At 57.1% G+C, this 21,591-nt stretch carries 20 protein-coding genes, 1 tRNA gene and 1 riboswitch; of the genes, 15 read left to right on the top strand and 6 right to left on the bottom strand.

All coding sequences use genetic code 11. The features are described 5' to 3' along the window. Positions 1 to 201: 201 nt before the first annotated feature. Positions 202 to 2,493, top strand: coding sequence for a 6-phosphofructokinase (locus tag COMA2_RS17200; RefSeq protein ID WP_090901248.1), 2,292 nt, complete (start codon positions 202 to 204; stop codon positions 2,491 to 2,493). A gap of 159 nt (positions 2,494 to 2,652) precedes the next feature. Here the strand turns inward: COMA2_RS17200 and COMA2_RS17195 are convergent, their stop codons facing one another. Then, complete coding sequence (locus COMA2_RS17195) at positions 2,653 to 3,099, bottom strand: tetratricopeptide repeat protein (protein ID WP_217490806.1); 447 nt, start codon at positions 3,097 to 3,099, stop codon at positions 2,653 to 2,655. Positions 3,100 to 3,998: 899 nt separating this feature from the next. Between COMA2_RS17195 and COMA2_RS17190 the strand changes: the two genes are divergently transcribed. Then, complete coding sequence (locus tag COMA2_RS17190) at positions 3,999 to 4,367, top strand: hypothetical protein (protein ID WP_090901245.1); 369 nt, start codon at positions 3,999 to 4,001, stop codon at positions 4,365 to 4,367. 347 nt (positions 4,368 to 4,714) lie between these two features. Beyond that, entirely contained in the window at positions 4,715 to 5,020 is a 306-nt protein-coding gene (locus tag COMA2_RS17185; RefSeq protein ID WP_090901241.1) for a hypothetical protein, read from the top strand. 39 nt (positions 5,021 to 5,059) lie between these two features. On the opposite strand, the gene COMA2_RS17180 is transcribed toward COMA2_RS17185, so the two are convergent. The 4 genes from COMA2_RS17180 to COMA2_RS17165 form a co-directional block, all read right to left on the bottom strand. Then, on the bottom strand, positions 5,060 to 6,259 hold the full coding sequence (locus COMA2_RS17180) for a hypothetical protein (protein WP_090901238.1): 1,200 nt from the start codon (positions 6,257 to 6,259) through the stop codon (positions 5,060 to 5,062). A gap of 68 nt (positions 6,260 to 6,327) precedes the next feature. After that, positions 6,328 to 7,770 (bottom strand): cytochrome P450, encoded by a 1,443-nt coding sequence (locus tag COMA2_RS17175; RefSeq protein ID WP_090901235.1) that lies wholly within the window; start codon positions 7,768 to 7,770, stop codon positions 6,328 to 6,330. 48 nt (positions 7,771 to 7,818) lie between these two features. Next, complete coding sequence (locus COMA2_RS17170; protein ID WP_090901232.1) at positions 7,819 to 9,165, bottom strand: MFS transporter; 1,347 nt, start codon at positions 9,163 to 9,165, stop codon at positions 7,819 to 7,821. Positions 9,166 to 9,243: 78 nt separating this feature from the next. Further along, positions 9,244 to 10,026, bottom strand: a complete 783-nt coding sequence (locus COMA2_RS17165; protein ID WP_245631086.1) for a lysozyme family protein — start codon at positions 10,024 to 10,026, stop codon at positions 9,244 to 9,246. Between the two features lie 238 nt (positions 10,027 to 10,264). Between COMA2_RS17165 and COMA2_RS17160 the strand changes: the two genes are divergently transcribed. The 9 genes from COMA2_RS17160 to COMA2_RS17120 all read left to right on the top strand — a co-directional run bounded on the left by COMA2_RS17160 (position 10,265) and on the right by COMA2_RS17120 (position 17,859). Next, a complete protein-coding gene (locus COMA2_RS17160) occupies positions 10,265 to 10,774 on the top strand; it encodes a DUF2314 domain-containing protein (RefSeq protein WP_090901229.1) in 510 nt (169 codons plus the stop codon). A gap of 825 nt (positions 10,775 to 11,599) precedes the next feature. Then, the gene (gene ndk, locus COMA2_RS17155) at positions 11,600 to 12,022 is read left to right on the top strand and encodes a nucleoside-diphosphate kinase (protein ID WP_090901226.1); all 423 of its coding nucleotides are present in this window, start codon (positions 11,600 to 11,602) and stop codon (positions 12,020 to 12,022) included. A 300-nt stretch (positions 12,023 to 12,322) separates the two neighbouring features. Further along, the gene (gene gcvH, locus COMA2_RS17150) at positions 12,323 to 12,712 is read left to right on the top strand and encodes a glycine cleavage system protein GcvH (protein WP_090901224.1); all 390 of its coding nucleotides are present in this window, start codon (positions 12,323 to 12,325) and stop codon (positions 12,710 to 12,712) included. A gap of 72 nt (positions 12,713 to 12,784) precedes the next feature. Further along, positions 12,785 to 14,218 (top strand): dihydrolipoyl dehydrogenase, encoded by a 1,434-nt coding sequence (gene lpdA, locus COMA2_RS17145; RefSeq protein WP_090901221.1) that lies wholly within the window; start codon positions 12,785 to 12,787, stop codon positions 14,216 to 14,218. Continuing rightward, on the top strand, positions 14,215 to 14,670 hold the full coding sequence (locus tag COMA2_RS17140; protein WP_090901218.1) for a ComEA family DNA-binding protein: 456 nt from the start codon (positions 14,215 to 14,217) through the stop codon (positions 14,668 to 14,670). Before lpdA ends, COMA2_RS17140 begins: the two co-directional genes overlap by 4 nt. 23 nt (positions 14,671 to 14,693) lie before the next feature. After that, the gene (gene tyrS / locus COMA2_RS17135; protein ID WP_090901215.1) at positions 14,694 to 15,920 is read left to right on the top strand and encodes a tyrosine--tRNA ligase; all 1,227 of its coding nucleotides are present in this window, start codon (positions 14,694 to 14,696) and stop codon (positions 15,918 to 15,920) included. A 58-nt stretch (positions 15,921 to 15,978) separates the two neighbouring features. Then, positions 15,979 to 16,053 (top strand) — tRNA-Gly (locus tag COMA2_RS17130). Positions 16,054 to 16,519: 466 nt separating this feature from the next. Continuing rightward, the gene (locus COMA2_RS17125; protein WP_090901212.1) at positions 16,520 to 17,284 is read left to right on the top strand and encodes a hypothetical protein; all 765 of its coding nucleotides are present in this window, start codon (positions 16,520 to 16,522) and stop codon (positions 17,282 to 17,284) included. A 260-nt stretch (positions 17,285 to 17,544) separates the two neighbouring features. Continuing rightward, on the top strand, positions 17,545 to 17,859 hold the full coding sequence (locus tag COMA2_RS17120; RefSeq protein WP_090901209.1) for a hypothetical protein: 315 nt from the start codon (positions 17,545 to 17,547) through the stop codon (positions 17,857 to 17,859). Positions 17,860 to 17,884: 25 nt separating this feature from the next. On the opposite strand, the gene rpmB is transcribed toward COMA2_RS17120, so the two are convergent. After that, positions 17,885 to 18,076 (bottom strand): 50S ribosomal protein L28, encoded by a 192-nt coding sequence (gene rpmB / locus COMA2_RS17115; protein WP_090901205.1) that lies wholly within the window; start codon positions 18,074 to 18,076, stop codon positions 17,885 to 17,887. A 136-nt stretch (positions 18,077 to 18,212) separates the two neighbouring features. Further along, positions 18,213 to 18,449: riboswitch (cobalamin riboswitch) on the top strand. A gap of 28 nt (positions 18,450 to 18,477) precedes the next feature. On the opposite strand from rpmB, the gene COMA2_RS17110 reads away from it, so the two are divergent. From COMA2_RS17110 to COMA2_RS17100, 3 genes are read left to right on the top strand one after another with little or no spacing between them, the layout of a single operon-like run. Beyond that, a complete protein-coding gene (locus COMA2_RS17110; RefSeq protein WP_217490805.1) occupies positions 18,478 to 19,539 on the top strand; it encodes an ABC transporter substrate-binding protein in 1,062 nt (353 codons plus the stop codon). Continuing rightward, on the top strand, positions 19,536 to 20,690 hold the full coding sequence (locus COMA2_RS17105) for a FecCD family ABC transporter permease (protein ID WP_090901202.1): 1,155 nt from the start codon (positions 19,536 to 19,538) through the stop codon (positions 20,688 to 20,690). The genes COMA2_RS17110 and COMA2_RS17105 overlap by 4 nt, the downstream gene beginning before the upstream one ends. Beyond that, complete coding sequence (locus COMA2_RS17100; protein WP_245631082.1) at positions 20,687 to 21,589, top strand: ABC transporter ATP-binding protein; 903 nt, start codon at positions 20,687 to 20,689, stop codon at positions 21,587 to 21,589. The genes COMA2_RS17105 and COMA2_RS17100 overlap by 4 nt, the downstream gene beginning before the upstream one ends. The last annotated feature ends 2 nt before the right edge of the window (positions 21,590 to 21,591 follow it).

Raw genomic sequence — 21,591 nt, 5'->3', positions numbered from 1 at the left:
CACATTCCATCTATCGCTTGCCGATCGCATATGGGGGCGACCAGAGGCCCAACACGCAAGTAGTTAAAGAACTTCGGCGGATCACAACTATGGCTTCCTGCGAAGGCATGGGAAATTTTCCTGCCCCATGAGTCTAACGTCAGATGAGATGCTCACCCTTGCTACAGTCCGTGCATCGGTTTAGGATTGTTAGCATAGCGTATGAGTCACCCGTTGGATTTCGTCACCGTTGAAGGACTTCTTGTCTATGGTCGCGCCCTTGCTCGCCGGGCATCGGAGCGGGGACTCGTCGAACCTCCATCAATAGAACCATCCGCCGATGAGATTGATCGCGTCCGGACCAAGATGGAGCGGCTTCGCTCGTTCGTTGAGCGCGCTGCGTCCGGGTTTGCAACCGCAGACACATACCGATCAGCTCGGGAAGGTCTCATCGATGATCAGCTGGTATTTTTTGCGGCATGGAACGCGCTTCTGGCGGAAGGCTCGCTGCAGCCGCTGCTCCGAGCGGCGATCGGGTCGGTGGCCAAACCGACCTATCGGCGCCCGGTCGCCATTGTGCCGCGCGCGCAGCTGACCCCCACGCTGGCGGAAGGCCGCATTGTTCTGGAACTGGGCGACGACCGGTTTTGGTTGTTGCCGCTCGATCTTGCAGACCGAACGCTGTTTTTCACGATGCGCCACGGCGTGTCACAGGTGGACAGCAAGACCCATCGCGTCGGACGCCGCTTGCCGAATCAATTGGATCGAGAACGAGGTGTAGCCAAAGCCGATGCGGTCGGAGCGGCGCTCGCCCACATGATCGGCCTGGTGGGACAGCAGCTGGATTTTCTGCATCTCGCGAATTACCTCGATCCGCGAACCTTCCTCCATTGCATCAGCCGCAGCCCGAATACCAAACAACTCTATGAACGGGTGTCTGCGACGTTACTGCAAGGAGCGTCCGCGTCCGAACCCATCGTCGAGCCTGCACTGGAATCGTCGGATTTCGGCTGGGTCACGGGATTGGAAAAGTCGGTGGAGCTCGAAGAGGCCGCGCAGGCGTTCGGCGTGGAGACCTCGACGGCCAAGCGGCTGATGAAAGATCCGCTCTATTGTTATCCGGCCGGCAATTCTTTCTTCGACCTCTATGTCGACGTCATCGATGGTCTCCACCGATTGGGCTCCGCGCAGAAGGGAGGAGTCGCCTGCCTCTACACTCACAGTTCCACCCTGCGGGCCTTGATGATCTATTTGGACCCACGTCCGTTCCATGAAGCGTTCAGTGAGTTCAGCGATTATAAGGAAAGCCAAGACAATGTGGTGTTGCTCACGGTCGAACAGGGCCGGATGTCCGGCTATTCAACGGCGGTTGGGCTGTCCGAACGGGAGCGGGTCGCGCGCAACACTTGGGTGACAGTGGAGACGGCGAGAAAAGATCGCGTCACGCTCAAACCTCGATTCCTCAAGCGGATCGTGGCGCTTGTCTCCGGAGGTGATTTTGCCGGCGCCGGCGCCGCGCTAAAAGAATTGCATGTGACCGGCCAACGCATGGGGTTGGAGGTCTATTTCGTTCGGCACGGCTATCTGGGTCTGGCCAACAATTGGATCGAACGCGTCACCGACGAACATACGCGCGGCCTGGGCAGCCATCCCAGCAGTCCCATCGGCAGCAGCCGCTTCGAGGAGTTCAAACAGGAGGCCGTGCAGCATGTAGCCATGCGCCATTTGGAACCCTACGTCCGTGATGGCGCGTTGATTGTGCTGGGGGGCGACGGCAGCATGCGAGGAGCTCGGGCCATTTACGAAGAGTTCGGGGTACAGGTGGTCGGCATTCCAGGCAGCATCGACAACAATCTCGAAGGAACCATCTCTCTCGGCTTTCAGTCCGCCGTGACGTTGGCGGATCAGTCCATCGAATCTCTCAAAGCCACCAGCGCGGCGATGGGCAGTGTGTTCTTCGTGGAGATCATGGGCGCTGGGTCAGGCCATCTTGCGTTGGCCTGCGCCTATCAGGCGAGAGCCGAGGGGTTGTTGGTCAATGAACATCCCGACCCGAATGCCTATATCGATGAGGTGATCCTCGGCACGCTCAAGCGGACATTGGGTGTGCCGAACAAGAGCCATCTCTTCGTCGTCGCCGAACGGACGCCGCACCGTCATCATAAGGACGGCGGTGTCCATGGGCTGGTGGACTATGTCGCCGGAGTGATCGCACGGTGGCCGGAACGGCAATCGCGCCCCGATCATTATCCGCTCACGCCGGCCACCAAAGCCACGATTCTTGGCCACACGCTCCGGGGTGCTCGTCCAATACCGGAGGACAAGGCGATTGCGCAGCATCTTGCCCATGAAGTGGTGCATCGGCTGATCGACTCGCCTGAGGATATCGTCGGCTGTCTCTTGGCCTACCGTGAACGGGGATCAATCAGTCCGATTCCACTCCATGCGGTCACATCGAAGCAGTTCGACTGGGACGTCTTCAGTCGGATGCATGGCAGCACCCGCGTCTCGTAACTCGCTCGGCTGCCGTCAGGACCGATCACCTACTCAGCAGGCTGTTGACGAAATCCGCCGCCGACGTGCTCAAACGTTCGGCAGGGAGTTGAGCCTGTCGGTGAGTGCGAGAGTCGATGGGAGAGTTATACGGTGAGAGCGGAGGCAGCCGAGTGAATCTCAGCAGCCCTTGAACTTCTTTGACCGGCATTGTTCCGAGAGTCGCTTGGCTTCCGTGATCTGCGCGGACGACATACGCTGGGCGACATCCTCGCGGTTTTCTTCCGCTTGCTTCTTTTCCTCACCCTGCATGTGTGTGGCGGCAAGGCTCACCCACATATAGGCCCGCACATAATCCGATGGCCCCCCCAGTCCCGCGAAATACAATTCCGCAAGGTTATTTTGCGCCATTGGGTGCCCCTGCGCGGCGGCCTTTTCGTACCAGGCTCGCGCCTGGGCATAATCCTGCGGGACCCCTCTTCCTTTGGCATAGAGTTCCCCAAGTCGATGCTGTGCCTCCGTATCCCCCTGGGTGGCTTGGGCCTGGAGCGCATGGAGGTCTTTGTTGTCGGGTGGGGGAAATGCCGCTCCTTCTCCAAGCGGAAGGGCGAGGGTTGCGAAAAGCATGATGCTGGCAATGGCACGCATGGAGTGTGGAGTATGCCGCGCACGCGAAGGGATCGTCAAGACGAAAGACACAGACACGAGGCTGGAGTGTTTTTTCTCCGATCGTGATACTGAGATCGACGTACAGCTGCTAACACGCTGTGGAAACTCAGGCATGGGGGGATGGGCGGGTGTCGGGGGTGGAGGAGGAAGCGCGAGTGTCCCATTGTTCAATTGAAGAGGCGGGCCAAGGTTGAGCCCGGGGCTTTGCGGTGGCTGTGCGGTCATGATTCGTTTGCCGCCTGGGAGATTGATCGTGCTCTCTACATTTTGCCGAAGAGTTTGGTGTTGATGCGGCGCAACTCACCAGGCTGCTCATCGAGTACGATCTCCAGCGGCCGTTTGATGCCAAGAGCTTAGGCAAGGGCACCGCCAGCCATGTCACCTTATCTCAAGTTCAGCATGTCGCTGAATCCCGCGTGTCACAAATCGTGAAATCAGTTGTCAGAAAATCCATCTCGCGATACCCCTAATCAAGCGCTGGTTTCCAGCGTTGAACAGCGCATAACAATCAATCGCAGGGGAGGATGTTCATGCATCTAGTCGTGGTGTCAGCCATCGCGGTCGGGTTGGTGTATTTATTGTGGGAGATCAGGCCGTAGGGCTTGTTTTCATGTGAACGTACCGAGTGCGCGCCCATGAGGCGCAGCCCTTACGCGGCCTCCAGGGGACGACCTGCTGGAGGCCGTGGTTTTTTGCGCCTCATTTCTCACCTGGCGTTTCCGTATGTCCCGCAAGATTTCTGAGTCTAAAACCGTGAAATCAGTTGCCAGAAAATCCGTCTCGCGATACCCCTAGACGGGGCGCCGGTTCCTGGCGCCGGTCACCTTTACGACAACCTATTCCAAGGAGGTGTCTCTATGCGATTCATCCTCGTATCGGCGGTTGCATCCGCACTCGTCATCGGAGTCGGTCCCGTGGTCATGGCGGACGAACTCACAAACCTCGGTTCCGACATGAAGCAGGAAATGGGTTCGATGGCCGGCGAGACCAAAGATGCTGTGCAGGGCGAGCAGGAGCGGATGCGCGATAATTTCAAAGCCAAGAAAGATCACATGAAGGATGAGATGAAGGCCAAACGAGAGCAGATGCGATCCGAGATGAAAACGAAGCGAGATGCGCTCAAGGCCGAGAGGCAGCAGATGAAGAACGCCGCAACCGCGAAGAAAAGCAAGGCACAGAAGAAGGCCAAGGAGACGGTTGAATCGACGACATCCAGCTCATACTAGGCGAATGGTTCCGATCCTCATTACTCGGGACTTCCGCCGTCTGCCGGACGACCTCCGGCAACTTGGTTGCCGGAGGTCGTCGTCCTTTGACACACAGTCAAAATAAAGATTTCGGAATCGATGTAGGCGTAATCCTGCCGCCGATGGCGGGCAATGGCAGGCTTGGTTCTTCCACTTGGTTGCGGGTAGGACGATGACTTGGAGGTGTCTGCTCCCTTCTCAGTGGAAAGCCCGGCACCTACCTGATCGAGGGCCTGTGCGTGGAGTCCGGCTCGACAAAAGTGGAGCCGATACGCTATATAGTATGAGTCGAACAACGTATGTGAGCTCGGAACGAGGTCGGCGTTATGCAAGAGTACGCAGTGTATTACGGGACCGCCTGTATCATTCTCTCCCTCTATATCCTCATCAAGGGATTCATAGCCGCATCGAGACAACGCAGCGAGCATCATTCCACGACGCTTGTTCCGGCCTACGTCTTTGGAATCGTGGCCTCGATTCTGTTGACCGTTGGTCTGGGATTTTTTCGACCGAACTTGCCCTGGTGGGGGTACCGCTTGATTTTTCCGGGCACCACCATGCTCTTTCCCGCCATCATTTATCTTATCGGCCGCCGTCCATCAAAGCCCAGCCTCGATCGAGTGGACGCGTAACCGGGGTCGCCCCTCTCCAACGCGCCTGAGCTTGCCAGGCTATTTGGCGATGGTAATACTCGGCACGCCGGCGCGCGAGAGCTCCGTGACCGTCATCTGAAACAGCTGCGAGAGGAGCTTGAAGGCCTCACGGTTCCAGCGTGCCTGTGGCCCGATCGTGTTGACGGCATAGTAGTTTCCATGGGATTTCATGACGAGATCCAGTCCTGACGGAGTCGATCGCGACAGGATCAGGTCTATCGTCTTGACAGGATTCTCCATCACCTCAGGTGTGCGGCGATCCTTCTCGACGTGGTATTCCGGTTCTTCCGCGAGGGAGAGTCCCAGAAAGTTCAGCATGGCATTGAAGCTGCGCAGCCGAAAGTCTCCCTTCAGCGGCCAGTCGCCGCCGACATGGCCGGGGCGAATATCAAACGTCACGTCGTGCGGGAGTCCCTGTTCGTTCTCGTTCTGCAAGCGGGCCCGTTCCTCACGGGACAGGACATTCGGGTCATAGTTCGTGATCAGTGTGCCGCCTTCGGCCTGTTTCCGCAAGGTGAACGTCTTGTCCTTCGCGTTGTAGGCCACCTGATAGTCCTGTTCAAGCGCTTTGAATCCTTCCGCGGTAACCGAGTCGGCGGGAATCGTCCAACTTCGTTCGATGCTCAGGGGTTCGACATAGAGACTATTGTGGTCCTGAATGGCCGAAAGATGGAGGACCACCCGCCTGAACATCTCATAGCCGACCTTGTCGGACGGATTATTCCGATAGGCGATCGTGCCGTCGCTCTGGTTCACCCGGAGTTCTTTGGCCATCAGCCGAAGGAGGAGATCGATATCGATCCCTTGCCGCAGGAGCAGTGTCAGCTTGGCTTCATGGAACGGCGTGAGCAAGCGTTTGGTAAACTCTTCCCCCTCGATGGGCGCGATACTGATGGTCGGGTTCTCGGCCACGCTGCCGCCGATGACGGGCAAGATCGTGCGGCTGGCGTCTCCCGTGAGAGCGGGCGTGGCACCGGCCGTGAAACGAAAATCGAAGGTCGCCGCGACATTGGAGACGCCGGTAAAGTGAATCGGTTGATGGTGCTGTGCTCTGGCGATGTTCAGGAGCAGTTGCTTGGATTGCGATTCGGTGATGGCCTCGTCATAGGCGATCACGGCTCGAGTCAAGGTGACCGGCGAGAGACATCCCGGCAACAGGAGTAGGCAGGAGACAATCCCGAAGCTGAACCAAGCATTGGATACAACGAAATTCCTCATCAAGCCGCACCTCTCTGCGAACGCCGACCACAATCGGACGCGGTTGTACCATATCGACACCGCGATGCCTAGCAGGGGGAGGGAATGAGGGGATTCGGTCTAGGCGATGGAATGTGTTCGGTCATTCCGGCCCGCTGAACGATCATCTGTACCGGACCATCCGGGCGTAATGTCATGACCGGTTCCGGACGGATCGTCTGTCCGTCGACCAGGCGCAAGCGAACTTTGGAGGCGATCGTCGCTAGGATCAACAATCCTTCCAACTCCGCGAAAGACTCTCCGAGGCATCGCCGTCCACCGGCACCGAACGGGATGTAGCTGAACGGTGGACGAGTCCGTTGTGCCTCTTCAGAAAACCGCTCAGGGTCGAACCGATTCGGATCCGCAAACCAACGAGCATTGCGATGTAGATTCCAGGGACTGATGAAGACCCACGAGCTTGGTGGAAGGACCGCTCCGGATGGAAGCCGGTCTTGCGCATGGGCCAGACGGGTATGGAGGGTCCACGCGGGCGGGTAGAGGCCCAACGACTCGTCCCAAATCATCTTCGTATACCGCAAGCGAGGGACATCCGCCGCCTCGGGAAGACGATCGCCTAACACCTCGTGTAATTCATGAGTGAGCCGCTCCCGCACCGATCGAAATTGCGACAGCAAAAACCAGGTCCAGGTCAGCGCATTGGCGGTGGTCTCATGACCGGCCAGCAAGAACGTCATGAGTTCGTCGCGGATCTCTTGATCGCCGAGCCGGCGGCCGTCGGCATCGGTCGCGGCAAGCAACAGCGATAGCACGTCGTCGTTCCGATGAGGCGACATGCACCTCTCGTCGATGAATCCTCGAATCATCGACTCCAACGCCCCGAGGCCACGCGCGAGCCGGCGATGGGTTTGTGTCGGAACCCACAGGGGGGTCAAGCTTGCGAGAAGCGAATCGTACTGTCGTTTGATCAAACTCTGGCCGACCGCAATGGTCTCCCGTATGGTGTCGGCCTCCGGCCCGACATCCCGGCCGAAGAGGAGACGCCAGATCACGGTGAGGGTGAGATCCGCCATGTCCCGTCCGATATCGATCGTCGCGCCGTCTTGCCATCCTGTGACCAACTTGTCGGCCTTGCCGGTAATCAGATCGGCATAGGCGGTGACATGGTTGCCGTGAAAGAAGGGCAGAAAAAGCCGCCGCTGACGATGATGCGTTTCGCCTTCCGCATGGAGCAGGCCCCGACCAAAGATGCGCGATTCGGCCGGCGCGACCGGGGCTTTCCGATAATTCTCTTGATTCGTCACCAGCACATGTTTGACGTCGGCGGGATGGTTGAGCACATACATGGCGGCGTCACGCCGCCGCAAGAGCAATTCGAGGACAAGACCCATCGGAAGTTTGACGACGTCGCCATAAGCGTGACAGCGCAAGAGAACGCCGAGGGTGTCACGGCGAAGTTCGGGAAAACATCCCCACCAGCGAGAGACCGGTGGACCGGAAAGGGAGGGTGGTGGAATCGTGTGATCGGTCACGCGGCCTCTACCTGGTTTGTGAAGATCCCGTCTATCGAGTCACTGCTGTCAATACGTGCCGGCAGGAATCTCGGCGGCTTCTTTCTTCTCTTTGCGAATCGTAGACAGCGCGATCAACGACAGGACGGCGCAGAGGCCGACATACCATCCAGGGGCAAGCGCGCTCCCGCTCCGTTCCATCAGCACCGTGGCCATCAAGGGGGCGGTCCCGCCGAAGAGCGCCGCGGCAATATTGTACGAAATCGAGAGGCCTGTGTAACGGCTCGCGACCGGAAAGAGCGTCGCCACAACGGCAAAAAACGGACCCATATAGGCCGACACGAACAGCGTTATCAAGACTTGGGCCATGACGATCAGCGCGAGATGACCGCCGCTCAGCCACGAAAAGAGCGGGACGGTGCCGAGGGCCAGACCGGCGGCGCCGCCGGCCAGAACCCATCGATGCCCGACTCGATCGGACAGCTTGCCCATGAGTGGAATCAGTATCGCCAATAGCGCCATGCACCCCGTGTTGATCAGCAGCGTCGTTCCCATCGGGAGATCGGTCACTTTGGTCAGATAGGTCGGGAGAAACACGAAAAAGATGTAGAACCCGACACCATGCAACAGCACGAGGCCGATCACTTGGAGGAGTGGAGCGCGGTGTGATGTGAGCAACTCACGGACGGGTGAGGAAGATACCGCACCAGTCTGTTGCAGCCGTTCAAAAGCCGGCGATTCGGGAATGCGCCGACGAAGATACCAGCCGACCAATGCGATGACGCTTCCCGCCACGAACGGGATGCGCCATCCCCATTGCTGGAGTGCCTCCGATGAGAGATTCGCAGTCGCCAAGGTGCCGACACCGGAGCCCAACAGCGCGCCGATCTGCGCGCTGAACCCCGCCCAGCTGCCGACGTAGCCTCGCTCGGTCGGCCCGGCATGCTCAACGAGGAACGTGACGGATCCGGTGAACTCTCCACCGACCGAGAGACCTTGAAGAAAGCGCAGGACCGTGAGTGCGAGCGGCGCGGCAAGACCGATTTGAGCATAGGTCGGCAATAAGCCGACCAAGCAGGTAGGAAATGCCATGAGAATGATGGACCAGGCCAGGGCCGCTCGTCGTCCCTTGGTGTCGCCCCAATATCCGAACAGCAGCGCGCCCAATGGCCTGGCCAGAAAGCCGACGGCGAACACACCGAACGTCGCAATCAACGACAACGACGGATCCGAAGCGGGAAAGAAGAGACGAGACAAGACCGGGGCGAAGTATCCGAAGAGGGCGAAATCATACCACTCCAGGACGTTGCCGACGGCGCCCGCCAAGACAGTCTTCCGTAACGCTCTTGGTCCGTCCAACGCCATGAAGACGCACTCTCGTACAATCGAGCCACGTTGCCGCGGCCACCATACCATGAATGCCTCGGTCACGCGTGAGCATGACGATGCTGATCTCGTCTGCTGTTCTGCGCGTCTTTCAAACCGACTGGGCGCTCACGGTAACCGAAGAGAAGCGAACTGCTGTTTGAATGTCTGAATCTTGAGCAGATAGGTTTTCACATCATGGTCGCCGCAACGTTGGTGAAGCGTGAGGCGAAAGTTCCGCTTTGCATAGTCCCGGCCAGCCCCGGCGCCGCAGAGATGGATGACCGCAGCCAGGTCTTGCTTTTGCTGGAACGTCACCGGTCGCTCTGCGATTATTCTGGCGACATAACGGTCGAGCAGCGCTGCGGTCAGCTCGATGGCGTGGCCTGGCAAGACCCTCGTGTAGAGGCTGTTGAACCAACAGGAGTCGAGGTCGTGCCATGGCCCGTCTTCAACGACCACATGGTTGTGGATACAGTAGCGTTTCCCTTCTTGAAACGTGCCGTCGGTGATTTGGAACATGCCGACCGCCGTCGAGGCCGGTTGGTACCATTCCAGAGGATTCGACGAGACGACGCGCCATCGCCAATAGGTCCGTGCCACAGGATTGCCGGAGCCTTCGGCCTGGGCCAATGCGGCAAGCAGCTCAGGTGTAACGACGGCTGTCGAATGGGTCTCGAACAGCGCGCCGTATTCTTGCCACGTCTGGCGGGGATTCTTGCTGAGCGCCTTCTCCACTGGAAAGAACAATTCCGTCGGTTTATAGAACGTGTGATAAACCCAATTGATTCCCAGGAGGACAACGAAGAGCAGGAGTACGCTGATTCCCAGCCTTGTCGCAGGTGGCGTTCGACCGACGGCCCGGAGAAACATGCAGAGATTTTGCCAGCGCCGGTGCGCGAAGCGCGCCATCGACCTTGATGGGCGCGGATGGCGGGAGCGGGAAAGACGAGTGTGGCGGCGAGCGGACATGTTGGCAGAGTACCAAAAACAGATAAATTCTTCCTCTCAGAGTAGGGGATGGCGTAACGGTTTTGTGAGACGCTGACTGTGAGAGGCATCTTGCTTTGCAGGCAGGACGAGTTCAATATGCCCGAGAAATCGCGGGCTCACCTCATTCACGGTGAGCTGTAGGCTCTGGGAGGCTTATATGCAACGACTCGTTGTGCCGAGTGTCGCTTTGTTGGCGTTCTTTCTCTCTTCTTCCGCGTTCTCGCAATCATTCAGCGACAAGGCCAAGAAGGACAATGCGGTCGAAATCAGTGATGAGGATCCCGCGATGCAGAAAGCCATGGAACGCGCCCGGGCAGGCCTGGAAGATTTTCTTCGAAAGGCCGGATCACCGCCGCCCAACACTGATCAGTATTCGGTCAAGGTCAGAGTGAGCGAAGACGACAAGCAAGAATATCTGTGGGTCTCCAACCTGAAGGTACAGGGAGATCTCTGGTCCGGGAGGATCGACAACCTCCCGATGATCCGGTCCGTCAAAAAGGGGCAGTCGTACATATTTGCCAAGACGGAGATCGTCGATTGGACATATATCGATAAGAGCAAGAAGAAGGTTGTCGGCAATTTCACTACCTGTGCGCTCCTCACCAAGGAGCCGCCGAGTGTTGCGGAATCGATTCAGAAACAATATGGCCTCGAATGCGATCGTTGATGGTCGCACGTCCAAGCGTTCTGAACGCTTCCGGCGATTGAGATTAGCCGATCCGCTTCGTGAACCTATTCGCTGATCACTCCTGAGTACTATCCAAACCTACTCCCTACTCCTGGCCGGAGAGTGATTGGCGCGCGCATCCCGCATCCATGAAATGGGACGCCGATACATCTTTGAGAATGTGGCGGGACTGCCGGCAGGGCCTACCGTTTTCTTAATTGTTGTCGATGAACAACGTATAAGCGGCAATGATGAAGCCAATACAAACAAAGAAGGTGACGATAACCTGCATGTTCAAACTCCTTTGTATTGCCCTTGAGGATGAAGGCTTGGACGTCGCATCGTGACCTCCTCTAGCCCCCGAAAACCCCCTGCATCCGTCCCACCCGGCACATAGGTAAACCTGCTTCGCCGTATGACTGTCGTCCCTCTAGTGTAGCTGCTCTTGTATGGTCTTTATAAACATTTGAAATTAAACGCATTGTATTGATATGGTCCTGCATGTGATTGATCCACAAGGTCTTTCGTGAAGGTATAAAGAGACCGGCTTGAGTTTCTAAACGATCCCCATCTCAGTCTCGGCGAGGCTGGTTCCGCCGAGGCCCATCCCCTTTCAAACGAGGAATCCGTTTCAGTCGGAATCAAAGAAATAGGCGCTATAAAATCACTGTAGTGTCGTCATCGAACGGCAATCGTCGCAGAGCAGAGATCCATCAACACATGGTTCCCCTCCATTCCGCTGATGGTTGCAAGGGAGAAGAGGCCCCCCCTATAATGTGTTTCGCCGTTCAGTACATGCATTAACTATCTGGAGGACTCGTTGACATCATGAGCGAAAGAACGTTGGCCATTATCAAGCCGGATGCCGTGAAAAAAAATGTCGTGGGGGATATTATCAATCGCTATGAGCAAGCCGGCCTCAAGCCGGTGGCAGTCAAGATGATTCACATGTCTCAGACCGTGGCTGAAGGGTTTTATGCCGTACACAAAGCGCGCCCATTTTTCGGGAGTCTCTGTGCCTTTATGTCTTCCGGACCCGCGGTCGTCCTTGTGTTGCAAGGGGACAATGCCATCAAGAAGAATCGGGAGTTGATGGGGGCGACCGATCCAGCCAAAGCCGATCCTGGGACCATCCGCAAAACGCATGGAGCGAACATTGAATTCAACGCCGTCCATGGCTCGGACTCGCAGGAAACCGCGCAATTTGAGATCGGATATTTCTTCCCCGGCATGGAGATTTTTCACTAACGTTCCTCTGTCGGAAGGCGAGGATCTCCTCGCCCTCCAAGCTCTGCGGGTACAGGCATAGGAGAAACAGCGCCGGCGCTGTTTCTCGGTTTTTCGTTTACAGGAACCGCTTCGGAGCCGAAACCGGTTCAGGTTCGAGGGCCTAGGATCGTTCCCTTCGACTCCGGGCAGATGTTTCCTTGACAACAACAGTCAGCCCCAACTACCATCCGGAAAAGTCTCGGGTTAAGCGAGGCGAAGCAACTGTGTCGCCTTCCTTAATGTCCGCCTCTAGCACTGATTTCTTAAATTGGAGCCGACATGATTCCAGCTGATTTGCGGTTTCACAAGGAGCATGAGTGGGTTCGCCTTGAGGGAACACGAGCGACGGTGGGCATCAGTGATTTCGCGCAAGATGCCTTAGGCGATATCGTTTTCCTGGAGTTGCCCAAAGTGGGTGCTTCGGTCAAGATCGGCCAACAGATCGGGGAAGTGGAGTCGACGAAAACAACGTCAACGATTTATACGCCGGTGAGCGGAACGGTGAGCCAGATCAACACCGCCCTTCGAGATAATCCGGAAGTGATGAATTCCGATCCTTATGGCAAAGGATGGATTGCCGTGATTGAGCTTGCCGATCTTGGGGAAGTCGATCAACTGATGACGGCCTCGCAATACGAGGGCTTTCTTGCCAGCCAAAAGAAAGGTTGATGTTCACGCTCAGGTTGAGTCTCGGCGCCTCTTGCTTCCCTCTTAGTCCGCCATCGTCACGTCAACCTTGATATGACGCCTCACCCCCACATCGCTATTCTCGGAGCCGGACCAGGCGGCTATGTCGCAGCAATCCGCGCGGCGCAGCTCGGCGCGCGTGTCACGGTCGTCGAAAAGGAACAGCTCGGGGGCGTCTGTCTCAACTGGGGTTGCATTCCGAGCAAAGCTCTCCTGTCCGTCGTGGAACTCGGTGACAAGCTCAAAAAAGCCGATGAGTTGGGTCTGATTCTTCAAGGAGCCGCTGCCTATGACCTTGCCCGAATGGTGGCTCGAAAAGATAAGGTTGTGGCTTCGTTGGTCAAGGGAATTGCCACGCTGTTGAAGGAATGGAGGATCGAGCATGTCATCGGACAGGGGACGCTGAAGAACGAGCTGACGCTCGCGGTGACCAAACCGGACGGCAGTCAGGTGGATATTCAAGCCGATGCGCTCGTGATCGCGACAGGATCCTCGTGGCCTAATCTCCCACAATTCCCGATCGACGGGCGACGGATTCTGACCAGCCAACAGATGCTTGCGCTCACACAAGTCCCGGTGAGTCTCTTGATCGTCGGCGGCGGTGTGGAAGGCTGCGAATTTGCCTCCTTATACAGCGCGCTTGGAACGCAGGTGACGGTGGTCGAGGCGCAGGCGCATGTCTTGCCGCTGGAGGATGAAGATATTTCATCGGTGATGGAGCGTGAACTCAAGAAACGCGGTGTCACCGTGATGACCGGAACGACCGTTGAGAGTCTCGAACAGTTATCGGATGCGGTGAGAGCGCGCTTCAAGGACGGCAGCGCGGTCTCAGTCGAGAAATTGTTGGTTTCGGTGGGACGGGGATTCAACTCACGGGGGATCGGGCTGGAAGAGGCCGGTGTTCGGATCGGAACGCGCGGCGAAATTCCCGTTGACGACCGAATGGAAACCAATCAACCGGGTATCTATGCGATCGGCGACGTGACAGGTAAGGCGATGTTGGCGCATGTCGCCTCGACGCAGGGACAGGTGGCTGTGGAAAATATCCTGGGGCACCGGCGGACCATTCGTTATGACGTGATTCCGGCGGGCATCTTCACCTTGCCGGAAATCGGGCGAGTGGGGTTGACCGAACAACAGGCGAGAGAACAGGCTCGGATGAGCGGCAAGAACCCTGACCAGAGCGTGAATGTCGGGCGGTTTCGCTATGGCGGATTGGGCAAGGCCCAAGCGACGGGTGATACCACCGGGTTTTTTAAAGTCATTGCGGAAGCGGCAACCGACAAGATTCTCGGAGTGCATATCCTCGGGGCTCATGCTGCCGATTTGATTCATGAGGCCACGCTGGCCATGCATGTGGGCGCGACGGTAGCGCAAGTGGCCGGGATGATCCATGCCCATCCGACGCTTGCTGAAGGTTTGATGGAGGCGATGGAAGACGTCAGGGGTTCCGCCATCCACGCTGTTCGAAAGAAGGCGGGAGGATGATCAGATCCCTGCTCCTGAAACTCGGCATGTTGTCCATGACTATCGGTGTGGTGTTCTGGGCCAAATGGGCTCCATACCCTCCTGTTCACGGCGTCCCATCGACGATCGAGAAGCCGGTCGTCGCTTCTCAGTCTATGGAATTGGAAGGGCTGGACCGCCGGATTGCCGGCTTACCTGATCGGACTGCACAGGCTTCGAGCCTCGATGCCGCCGCGCAGACAGAGTCCTCGACAGCGTCGAGTCATTCACGGATCGACCTCAATCGCGCCAATGCCGGTGAGCTTGAGTCGTTGCCCGGGATCGGAGCAGTGCTGGCTCAACGTGTGATCGCCTTTCGAGAGTCAGTCGGAGGATTTCAGAAGATCGAAGACCTTCGCGCGGTCAAAGGCATCGGTGCCAAGAAATTCGAGCGTCTTAGATCGTTCGTGATGGTCTCCGCGGCGAATTCCTAACCAGTGGCGGAGCAAGAAAAGCGATGAACGAGATACACCGACAACTGGATCTGATTCAGCGTGGCGCGGTCGAGATGATTCACCAGGTCGAGTTGGAAGCGAAGCTCAAGCGGGCGGTCGCGGAGAATCGTCCCTTACGGATAAAGGCGGGCTTCGATCCGACGGCGCCGGATCTTCATCTCGGACATACGGTCCTGATTCACAAATTGAAGCACTTCCAAGACCTCGGCCACCAGGTCATCTTCCTGATCGGTGATTTTACCGGGATGATCGGTGATCCGACGGGAGTATCTGAGACTCGCAAGGCGCTGACGAAGGAACAAGTCCAGGAGAACGCCAAGAGCTACCAGCGGCAGATTTTCAAGATTCTGGATCCTGCCAAGACCGTGATTGAGTTCAACAGTCGATGGATGGGGCCGATGTCTGCCGACGGACTGATTCAACTGGCTGCCCATTATCGCGTGGCTCGCATGATGGAGCGGGACGATTTCCATAAACGGTATCACGAGCAGAAACCCATCAGCGTCCACGAATTTCTCTATCCGCTCGTCCAGGGGTATGATTCCGTGGCATTGAAGGCGGATGTGGAATTGGGAGGGACGGATCAAAAATTCAATCTCTTGGTGGGGCGTGAGTTACAGCGGGACTACGGCCAGGAGTCGCAAGTCGTGATCACGATGCCGTTGCTCGAAGGGATGGACGGCGTCAAGAAGATGAGCAAGAGCGTCGGAAACTATATCGCCTTGGAAGACAAGCCGGGCGACATGTTTGGAAAACTGATGTCGATCAATGACACGTTGATGTATCGATACTATGAACTGCTCACGACGGAAACTTTGAGCCACGTCAAAGCGCTGCATCCCATGGAAGCCAAACAGGCGCTCGCGGAGTTGATCGTGACGCGCTATCACGGAGAGGAAGCCGGCAAGCAGGCCAGAACTGACTTTCAGCAGAAATTTCAGGCCAAGGAATTTCCAGACGAGCCGGACAAACGTATAGATCTGAAATCAGAAGATATGTCAGAGCTAGACGTTGTTGAGGGAAGTTCCATAAAGCTTGCGAAGCTGATTGCAAAAACGGGTTTGATTTCCAGCGGCAGTGAAGCGAGGCGATTGATCATTCAAGGCGGAATCGAAGTCGATGGGATCAAAGAGACAAATCCGGACAAGCTCATTCTTTTTCAACCGAACCAACAACGCCGCCTCAAGGTCGGGAAAAAGAAGTTTGCCATCGCGGAACTAAAGCGCTGAAACTGAAAAGGGGTTTCTTGACTTGATATGGAGCCCCCGCGTAGGATGCAGCCAGCGAGCGGGCGTAGCTCAGTGGTAGAGTCCTAGCTTCCCAAGCTAGTTGTCGTGGGTTCAAATCCCATCGCCCGCTCCATACCTCACATTACTCGCCAGCTGGATTTGAATCCACGACACGGGGATTTCGAAAGGGGCGAGCCCCTTTCGTGGGGAGCGTGCGAGGGGGCTGGCCCCCTCTGCAGGAGCCGGGAGGCAGGTTTCAGGGCCGACTCGGCGACGGAGTGCGGTTCAAATCCCATCGCCCGCTCCAGAAAAGACGTGAAACGTTAAGCGTGAAGCGCAAGCCTTTCTCATTATTCTTGCCGACGGGATAGCATCTCAAAGAGCTCTCTTTCTACCCTTTCCAAACTCCACGCCAACTCGTCCCCGTCACGATTTAGTCACGGTTCCCATCCAACGAAAATAACCACTCAATCACTCCCTTATTTAAAGTTCATCTGCCTTCCCCCACTTGAGAGGGGTTGGAAACTTCCTGGACAGGCTGTTAGGAATGCTGCGCTAAGTTTCAAGGGATCAGGCCTCGCTTCACAAGGAGATCGGTCATGCATGGGAAACGGATGACGATGCTGGTTTTCGGCCTGTTATTTCTGACCTCTCTTTCTGCTTGTAGCGGTGAAGGTGAGACGTCACCGCCGTCTCCCGCACCTCTCGCGGCAACTTCTGCCGAGGGGCTTTGGACCGGGACCACAAATACCAACCGTACCGTTGCGGGAGTTGTACTCGACGACGGAGTCTACTGGGTCCTCTATTCTTCGGTTAACGACCCCTCGACCGTCGCCGGGCTTATACAAGGCGAGAGCAGCTCACAACATGGAGCCTTCACCTCTCCCAACGCCAGGGATTTCAATGTGGAGGGGCAAGGAATACTCAACGCCACAATCAACGGCACCTATACAATGAAGCAAAGCTTGAGCGGCACGATTGCCTATCAGGTCGGCGGGCCGAGTACTTCTTTTACGACGACATACGACAACAATTATGATTTGACGCCGGATATAAGCGCTGTTGCGGGAACCTATACCGGTCCGATCACTGCGACTGAAACCGTGACGGCTCAGGTCTCACCCAATGGAAACATTTCCGGCAGTTCCAATACCGGCTGTACTTTCACCGGTTCATTTTCACCGCGGACTCATGGAAACGTGTTTAATATTACCGTGACATTCGAGGATGACCCTGCCTGCAGCAACAGAAACGATACGGTGAACGGGATCGGATTTTATGATGCCGGAACCAAAACGCTCACCAGCACCGCGTTAAATAGCGCGAGAACGAACGGATTTGTATTTATCGGTACTAAGCCGTAAGTCACGCGGAACGCACAAGCTACAAACGGTCAATGGACCTATCCATCTGTTCTGACGCGTCAAGAATAGTGGAGCGTCGCGTTACGAGATGCGCTCCCCGGGCTCGTGGTCCTGCGGCAGATCCAGTTGCCTCCTTCAAGTAACGCCTTCTTTTGAGACAAAGACTTTTCTGACGGCGTACGCAATGGTTGCGATTCACAACCACCTCGCCTAGGATCCCTCCGTTCGGTTTCTCTTTTGATTTCATGAAAGGATCAGTCATGACGCAGAAACAGATGCTTCTGCTTTGCCTCGCGGCATTTCTTGGTGGAACAGTCGGCGGCCTGCTGAGTACTCAGTTGCTTTCACCAATATCGGCTGACGCGCAGAAGCCGAATGGAGTGAATGCCGAGGAGTTCTTGCTGCTGGACGCCAAGGGGAAAGCCCGAGCCGGACTCGGATTGGACGCGAATGGCGAAGTCGGGCTCGTGCTCAGGAGCAAAGACGGTAACCGCACCTTAACGCTCTCTCCTGATGATCCATCGGTCATCAAGCTGGTCGAGCGAGGAGGTCAGATTCTCTGGAAGGCGCCGTAACCTGCGGGCGAAGAGCGAACAGCCGTCAGACCGCTTTTTGTACCAATCCAGAGCGCAAACAGCGTGTACAGACGCGGATACGTTTATGACTCCCATCCACCACGGCGCGAACGGTTTGAAGGTTGGGATTGAACACTCGCCTGGTTTTGTTGTTCGCGTGACTCACATTGTTGCCCGATACCGGCTTCTTTTGGCAAATCTCACACATCCATGCCACGGTCGTTCTCCTTCTTGCTTGCCTGAATGAACCTGATTGAAATCGGGCGATAGTATCACAGCTGAATCGATGGCCACAAGCACAAGGTCTACGATCGGGCTAGGCGCGAGCCTTGACAAGTTTTGCCGTTCTCTTCTATTGTGCTGCCACCATAAGCTCTGAGTAAGGGAAGAGGGTGCGAATCCCTCGCGGTCCCGCCGCTGTCAATGGGGACGAAACCCGTAAAAGTCACTGTCTGATCGTTATTCGTTACTCGTGAATCGGTCATCGCAAGGTCCTGCGTTTCACGGTTAACGTTTTACGCAAAAGATGGGAAGACCGGGGAGTAGAGTGAACCATGAGCCAGAAGACCTGCTCGGAGAAGTGACCGTCGTTCCCTCGAGGCTGGGGAACAGGTGAGGATGAAGAAGCGGGTGCAATCCTCAGGGTCTATTCAGGCCTTGGGGATTTTTCTTTTGAACTCATGGAAACGATATTATCCGCTCGGGACGGCGTGGCTTCTGGTTGCGCTTTTCTTGCCGCTTGCGCCGTCGTACGGATGCAACGAGGAAGAGTGTGGTGAGATGAAACGGCGGCAACAGGGAATCCTCACCGGCATGCCGTTCATGGCGCATGTCTCGTCGCGGGCCTTCGTCGATGATGCCGGGCGTCGGATCTATCTCGCCAAGCCGCCGGCTCGCATCGTCTCACTCGCTCCCAGCATCACGGAAATGCTGTTTGCGCTCGGGCTGGATGAACAGGTCGTCGGGGTCACGGAGTTTTGCGATTATCCGACCGCCGCGAAATCCAAGGCCAAGGTCGGGTATTCGAATCCGAGCGTCGAGGCATTGGTCGCGTTGCAGCCGGATTTGGTGCTCGCGCCCAAGGATTTTCTCCATCCCGATCTCCAGACGATGCTGGACCAGCTGAAAATTCCTCTGTTCGTTCTTGAGGCCTCCACGGTGGAGGATATCCCGCTTCAGATCCAAACCTTGGGAAAACTGTTTGAGCGAGGCCCCGCCGCGAATGAAGTGACGCAAGCCATGCGGCAACGCATCGCCGACATTCGGCGCAGGGCCGAGGTCTTTCCCAGAAAGCGGGTGCTCTATGTCCTCAATAGTCACCCGTTGATTTCCGTAGGGCCTGGCAGTTTCATCCACCAGATGATCGGTCTTGCGGGGGGAATCAACATCGCGTCCCAGGCGAACGTCGCCTATCCACGATTGAGTATGGAGACCGTGCTGAAGGAAGATCCGGAGGTGCTGATCTTTCCGAGCGGCGACGTAGAAACGGTGCCGCGCAGCGAGCAACAACAGTGGCGGCGATGGGACTCGCTGTCAGCCGTCAAGCAACACCGTTTCCACGAAGTCTCATCAAACCTCTTGAACCGTCCAGGGCCTCGTATCGTCGAGGGCCTGGAACAACTTGCTCGCGCGATCCATCCGGACATCTTCGGATCGGACGCGGGAAATCTTCGCCCATGACGGTTCCGGTACCACAGCCTTCCGCGGGGATTCGGTCGGATACAGGCGCGAGGGTCGTGTCCCCTGCATCGAGGCCTGCCGGTTTGGAAATCGGTGCTGGCCCTCCTGGCGCGATTCTCACCCGATCACGCTGGGCGATGACGTTGGGAAGTCTTGGGTGTGTGGCGATGATGGTCGGTCTCATCGGCCTTCATTTCGGCGCGCAACCGATCGCATATGGCGATATGCTCCAGGTGCTCGCGCATCCCCTTGGTCCAGGGACAGCCGATGGGGAGGCTGCCGATGTCACCAGAACAATCATGCTGCAGGTTCGATTGCCGCGCATGCTGTTGGGATTCTTAGTCGGTTGTTCGCTGGCGTCCGTCGGAGTGGCCTTGCAGGCATTACTCAGAAATCCGCTGGCCGATCCCTATGTGCTTGGTGTCTCCAGCGGAGCCGCATTGGGAGCGGCGACCGGGATCTTGTTCGGGGTGGGAGCCACCATTCTTGCCGATGTGGCCTTGCCGGCCTGTGGATTTGCCGGAGGCTTGGTGGCGTTGGTCGTCGTGTATCGGATGGCCACCCGCGACGAGCGGTTGCCGATCCACAGCTTGTTGTTGGCCGGCGTGATTCTGAACGCGGTCTTTTCAGCCATGATCATGTTCATTACCTCGATCATGGAGCCGAATCGTTCGTATGGAATGACCACCTGGTTGATGGGGACGCTGACCGCCCCGCCCTACGGTGGTCTGGTCGGACTCGCGGTCTACCTGCTCATCGGTCTCTTGTTACTCTTCAGACACATGCGCATCTTGAACATCTTGGCCTTGGGGGAAGAATCCGCGCGCACGCTCGGTGTCGATACGGAACAGACCAAGCGGTCTATCTTCGTCCTGACGGCGCTGGTCACGGGGGCGATCGTGTCTGTCAGCGGAATGATCGGATTTGTCGGAATGGTCGTTCCCCATGCCGTGCGCCTGATGACCGGCGCCGATCATCGCGTGCTCCTTCCCGCGTCCGCCTTGGTCGGCGGCACCTTTCTCATGGGAGCCGATACGGTGGCGCGCACGCTGCTCTCGCCGGTTGAGATTCCGGTCGGCATCATCACCGCCCTGGTCGGTGGACCCTTCTTTGTGTATCTCTTGCTCCGGCGGAAAGATCGGTTGACATGAGTGGGCCGGACGGCAACCACACGGCGGGAGATGTGATGGTTGACTCAACCGACCGCCTGTCAGGACATCAGGCGTACGACGTCCAGGCTGTTCGGTTCCGGTACCGGTCCCACGATTCAGATGCCGTCAAGTGGACGCTGGATGATGTTTCCTTTCAGGTGCGCCACGGTGAAGTGCTGGGGATCGTCGGTCCGAACGGATCAGGAAAAACTTCCTTATTGAAAGTGCTGGCGAAACTCCTGAATCCACTGGAAGGCCGCATCGACTTATTCGGACGAGACTTGGCGTCGATGCCGCAACGAGAGGTCGCCTGCGTGGTCGGAGTCGTGCCCCAAGATACATACAGTCTCTTTCCCTTTACGGTGGCTGAAACCGTGCTGATGGGGCGATTCCCCCATCAGCCGCGTGACCGATGGACGGGTGGATTGGGATGGGAAAGCCGAGAAGATGTGGCCATCGCGCAACAGGCGATGATGACGATGGACATGGTCCAGTTGGCTTACCGGGTGGTGACGGACCTTTCCGGCGGCGAGCGGCAGCGGACGGTGATCGCTCGAGCGCTGGCCCAGACCCCCAAGGTGTTGCTGCTCGATGAACCGACCGCGTTTCTCGATCTGCACCATCAGGTTGAGATCTGTTCGGTGTTGCGCCGGTTGAGAGATGAGCGTGGCTTGACCGTTGTCCTTGTGTCCCATGATTTGAACCTGGTGAGCCAGTATTGCGACCGAATCCTGTTGATGGATCGCGGACGGATCGTCCGACTCGGCGACCCGGATGCGATCATCGAGCCGGACGTACTGGAATCCGTGTATCGATGTCGTGTGTTCGTCGATCGGCATCCTGGTTCCGGATTGCCTCGCGTGACCTTGCCGGGACGGCACGTGTCCGGTGATCATTGAGA

The organism is Candidatus Nitrospira nitrificans, from assembly GCF_001458775.1.
GTDB classification, from domain to species: domain Bacteria; phylum Nitrospirota; class Nitrospiria; order Nitrospirales; family Nitrospiraceae; genus Nitrospira_D; species Nitrospira_D nitrificans.
Note: the sequence above shows the minus strand (reverse complement) of the source record. Positions and strands in the feature narration are given on the sequence as shown.

Bases quoted from the DNA above. Each gene is read 5' to 3' on its own strand.
- COMA2_RS17200 (WP_090901248.1), top strand. From the start codon at position 202: ATGAGTCACCCGTTGGATTTCGTCACCGTTGAAGGACTTCTTGTCTAT.
- COMA2_RS17195 (WP_217490806.1), bottom strand. From the start codon at position 3,099: ATGCTTTTCGCAACCCTCGCCCTTCCGCTTGGAGAAGGAGCGGCATTT.
- COMA2_RS17190 (WP_090901245.1), top strand. From the start codon at position 3,999: ATGCGATTCATCCTCGTATCGGCGGTTGCATCCGCACTCGTCATCGGA.
- COMA2_RS17185 (WP_090901241.1), top strand. From the start codon at position 4,715: ATGCAAGAGTACGCAGTGTATTACGGGACCGCCTGTATCATTCTCTCC.
- COMA2_RS17180 (WP_090901238.1), bottom strand. From the start codon at position 6,259: ATGAGGAATTTCGTTGTATCCAATGCTTGGTTCAGCTTCGGGATTGTC.
- COMA2_RS17170 (WP_090901232.1), bottom strand. From the start codon at position 9,165: ATGGTATGGTGGCCGCGGCAACGTGGCTCGATTGTACGAGAGTGCGTC.
- COMA2_RS17165 (WP_245631086.1), bottom strand. From the start codon at position 10,026: ATGGCGCGCTTCGCGCACCGGCGCTGGCAAAATCTCTGCATGTTTCTC.
- COMA2_RS17160 (WP_090901229.1), top strand. From the start codon at position 10,265: ATGCAACGACTCGTTGTGCCGAGTGTCGCTTTGTTGGCGTTCTTTCTC.
- gcvH (WP_090901224.1), top strand. From the start codon at position 12,323: ATGATTCCAGCTGATTTGCGGTTTCACAAGGAGCATGAGTGGGTTCGC.
- lpdA (WP_090901221.1), top strand. From the start codon at position 12,785: ATGACGCCTCACCCCCACATCGCTATTCTCGGAGCCGGACCAGGCGGC.
- COMA2_RS17140 (WP_090901218.1), top strand. From the start codon at position 14,215: ATGATCAGATCCCTGCTCCTGAAACTCGGCATGTTGTCCATGACTATC.
- tyrS (WP_090901215.1), top strand. From the start codon at position 14,694: ATGAACGAGATACACCGACAACTGGATCTGATTCAGCGTGGCGCGGTC.
- COMA2_RS17125 (WP_090901212.1), top strand. From the start codon at position 16,520: ATGCATGGGAAACGGATGACGATGCTGGTTTTCGGCCTGTTATTTCTG.
- COMA2_RS17120 (WP_090901209.1), top strand. From the start codon at position 17,545: ATGACGCAGAAACAGATGCTTCTGCTTTGCCTCGCGGCATTTCTTGGT.
- COMA2_RS17110 (WP_217490805.1), top strand. From the start codon at position 18,478: ATGAAGAAGCGGGTGCAATCCTCAGGGTCTATTCAGGCCTTGGGGATT.
- COMA2_RS17105 (WP_090901202.1), top strand. From the start codon at position 19,536: ATGACGGTTCCGGTACCACAGCCTTCCGCGGGGATTCGGTCGGATACA.
- COMA2_RS17100 (WP_245631082.1), top strand. From the start codon at position 20,687: ATGAGTGGGCCGGACGGCAACCACACGGCGGGAGATGTGATGGTTGAC.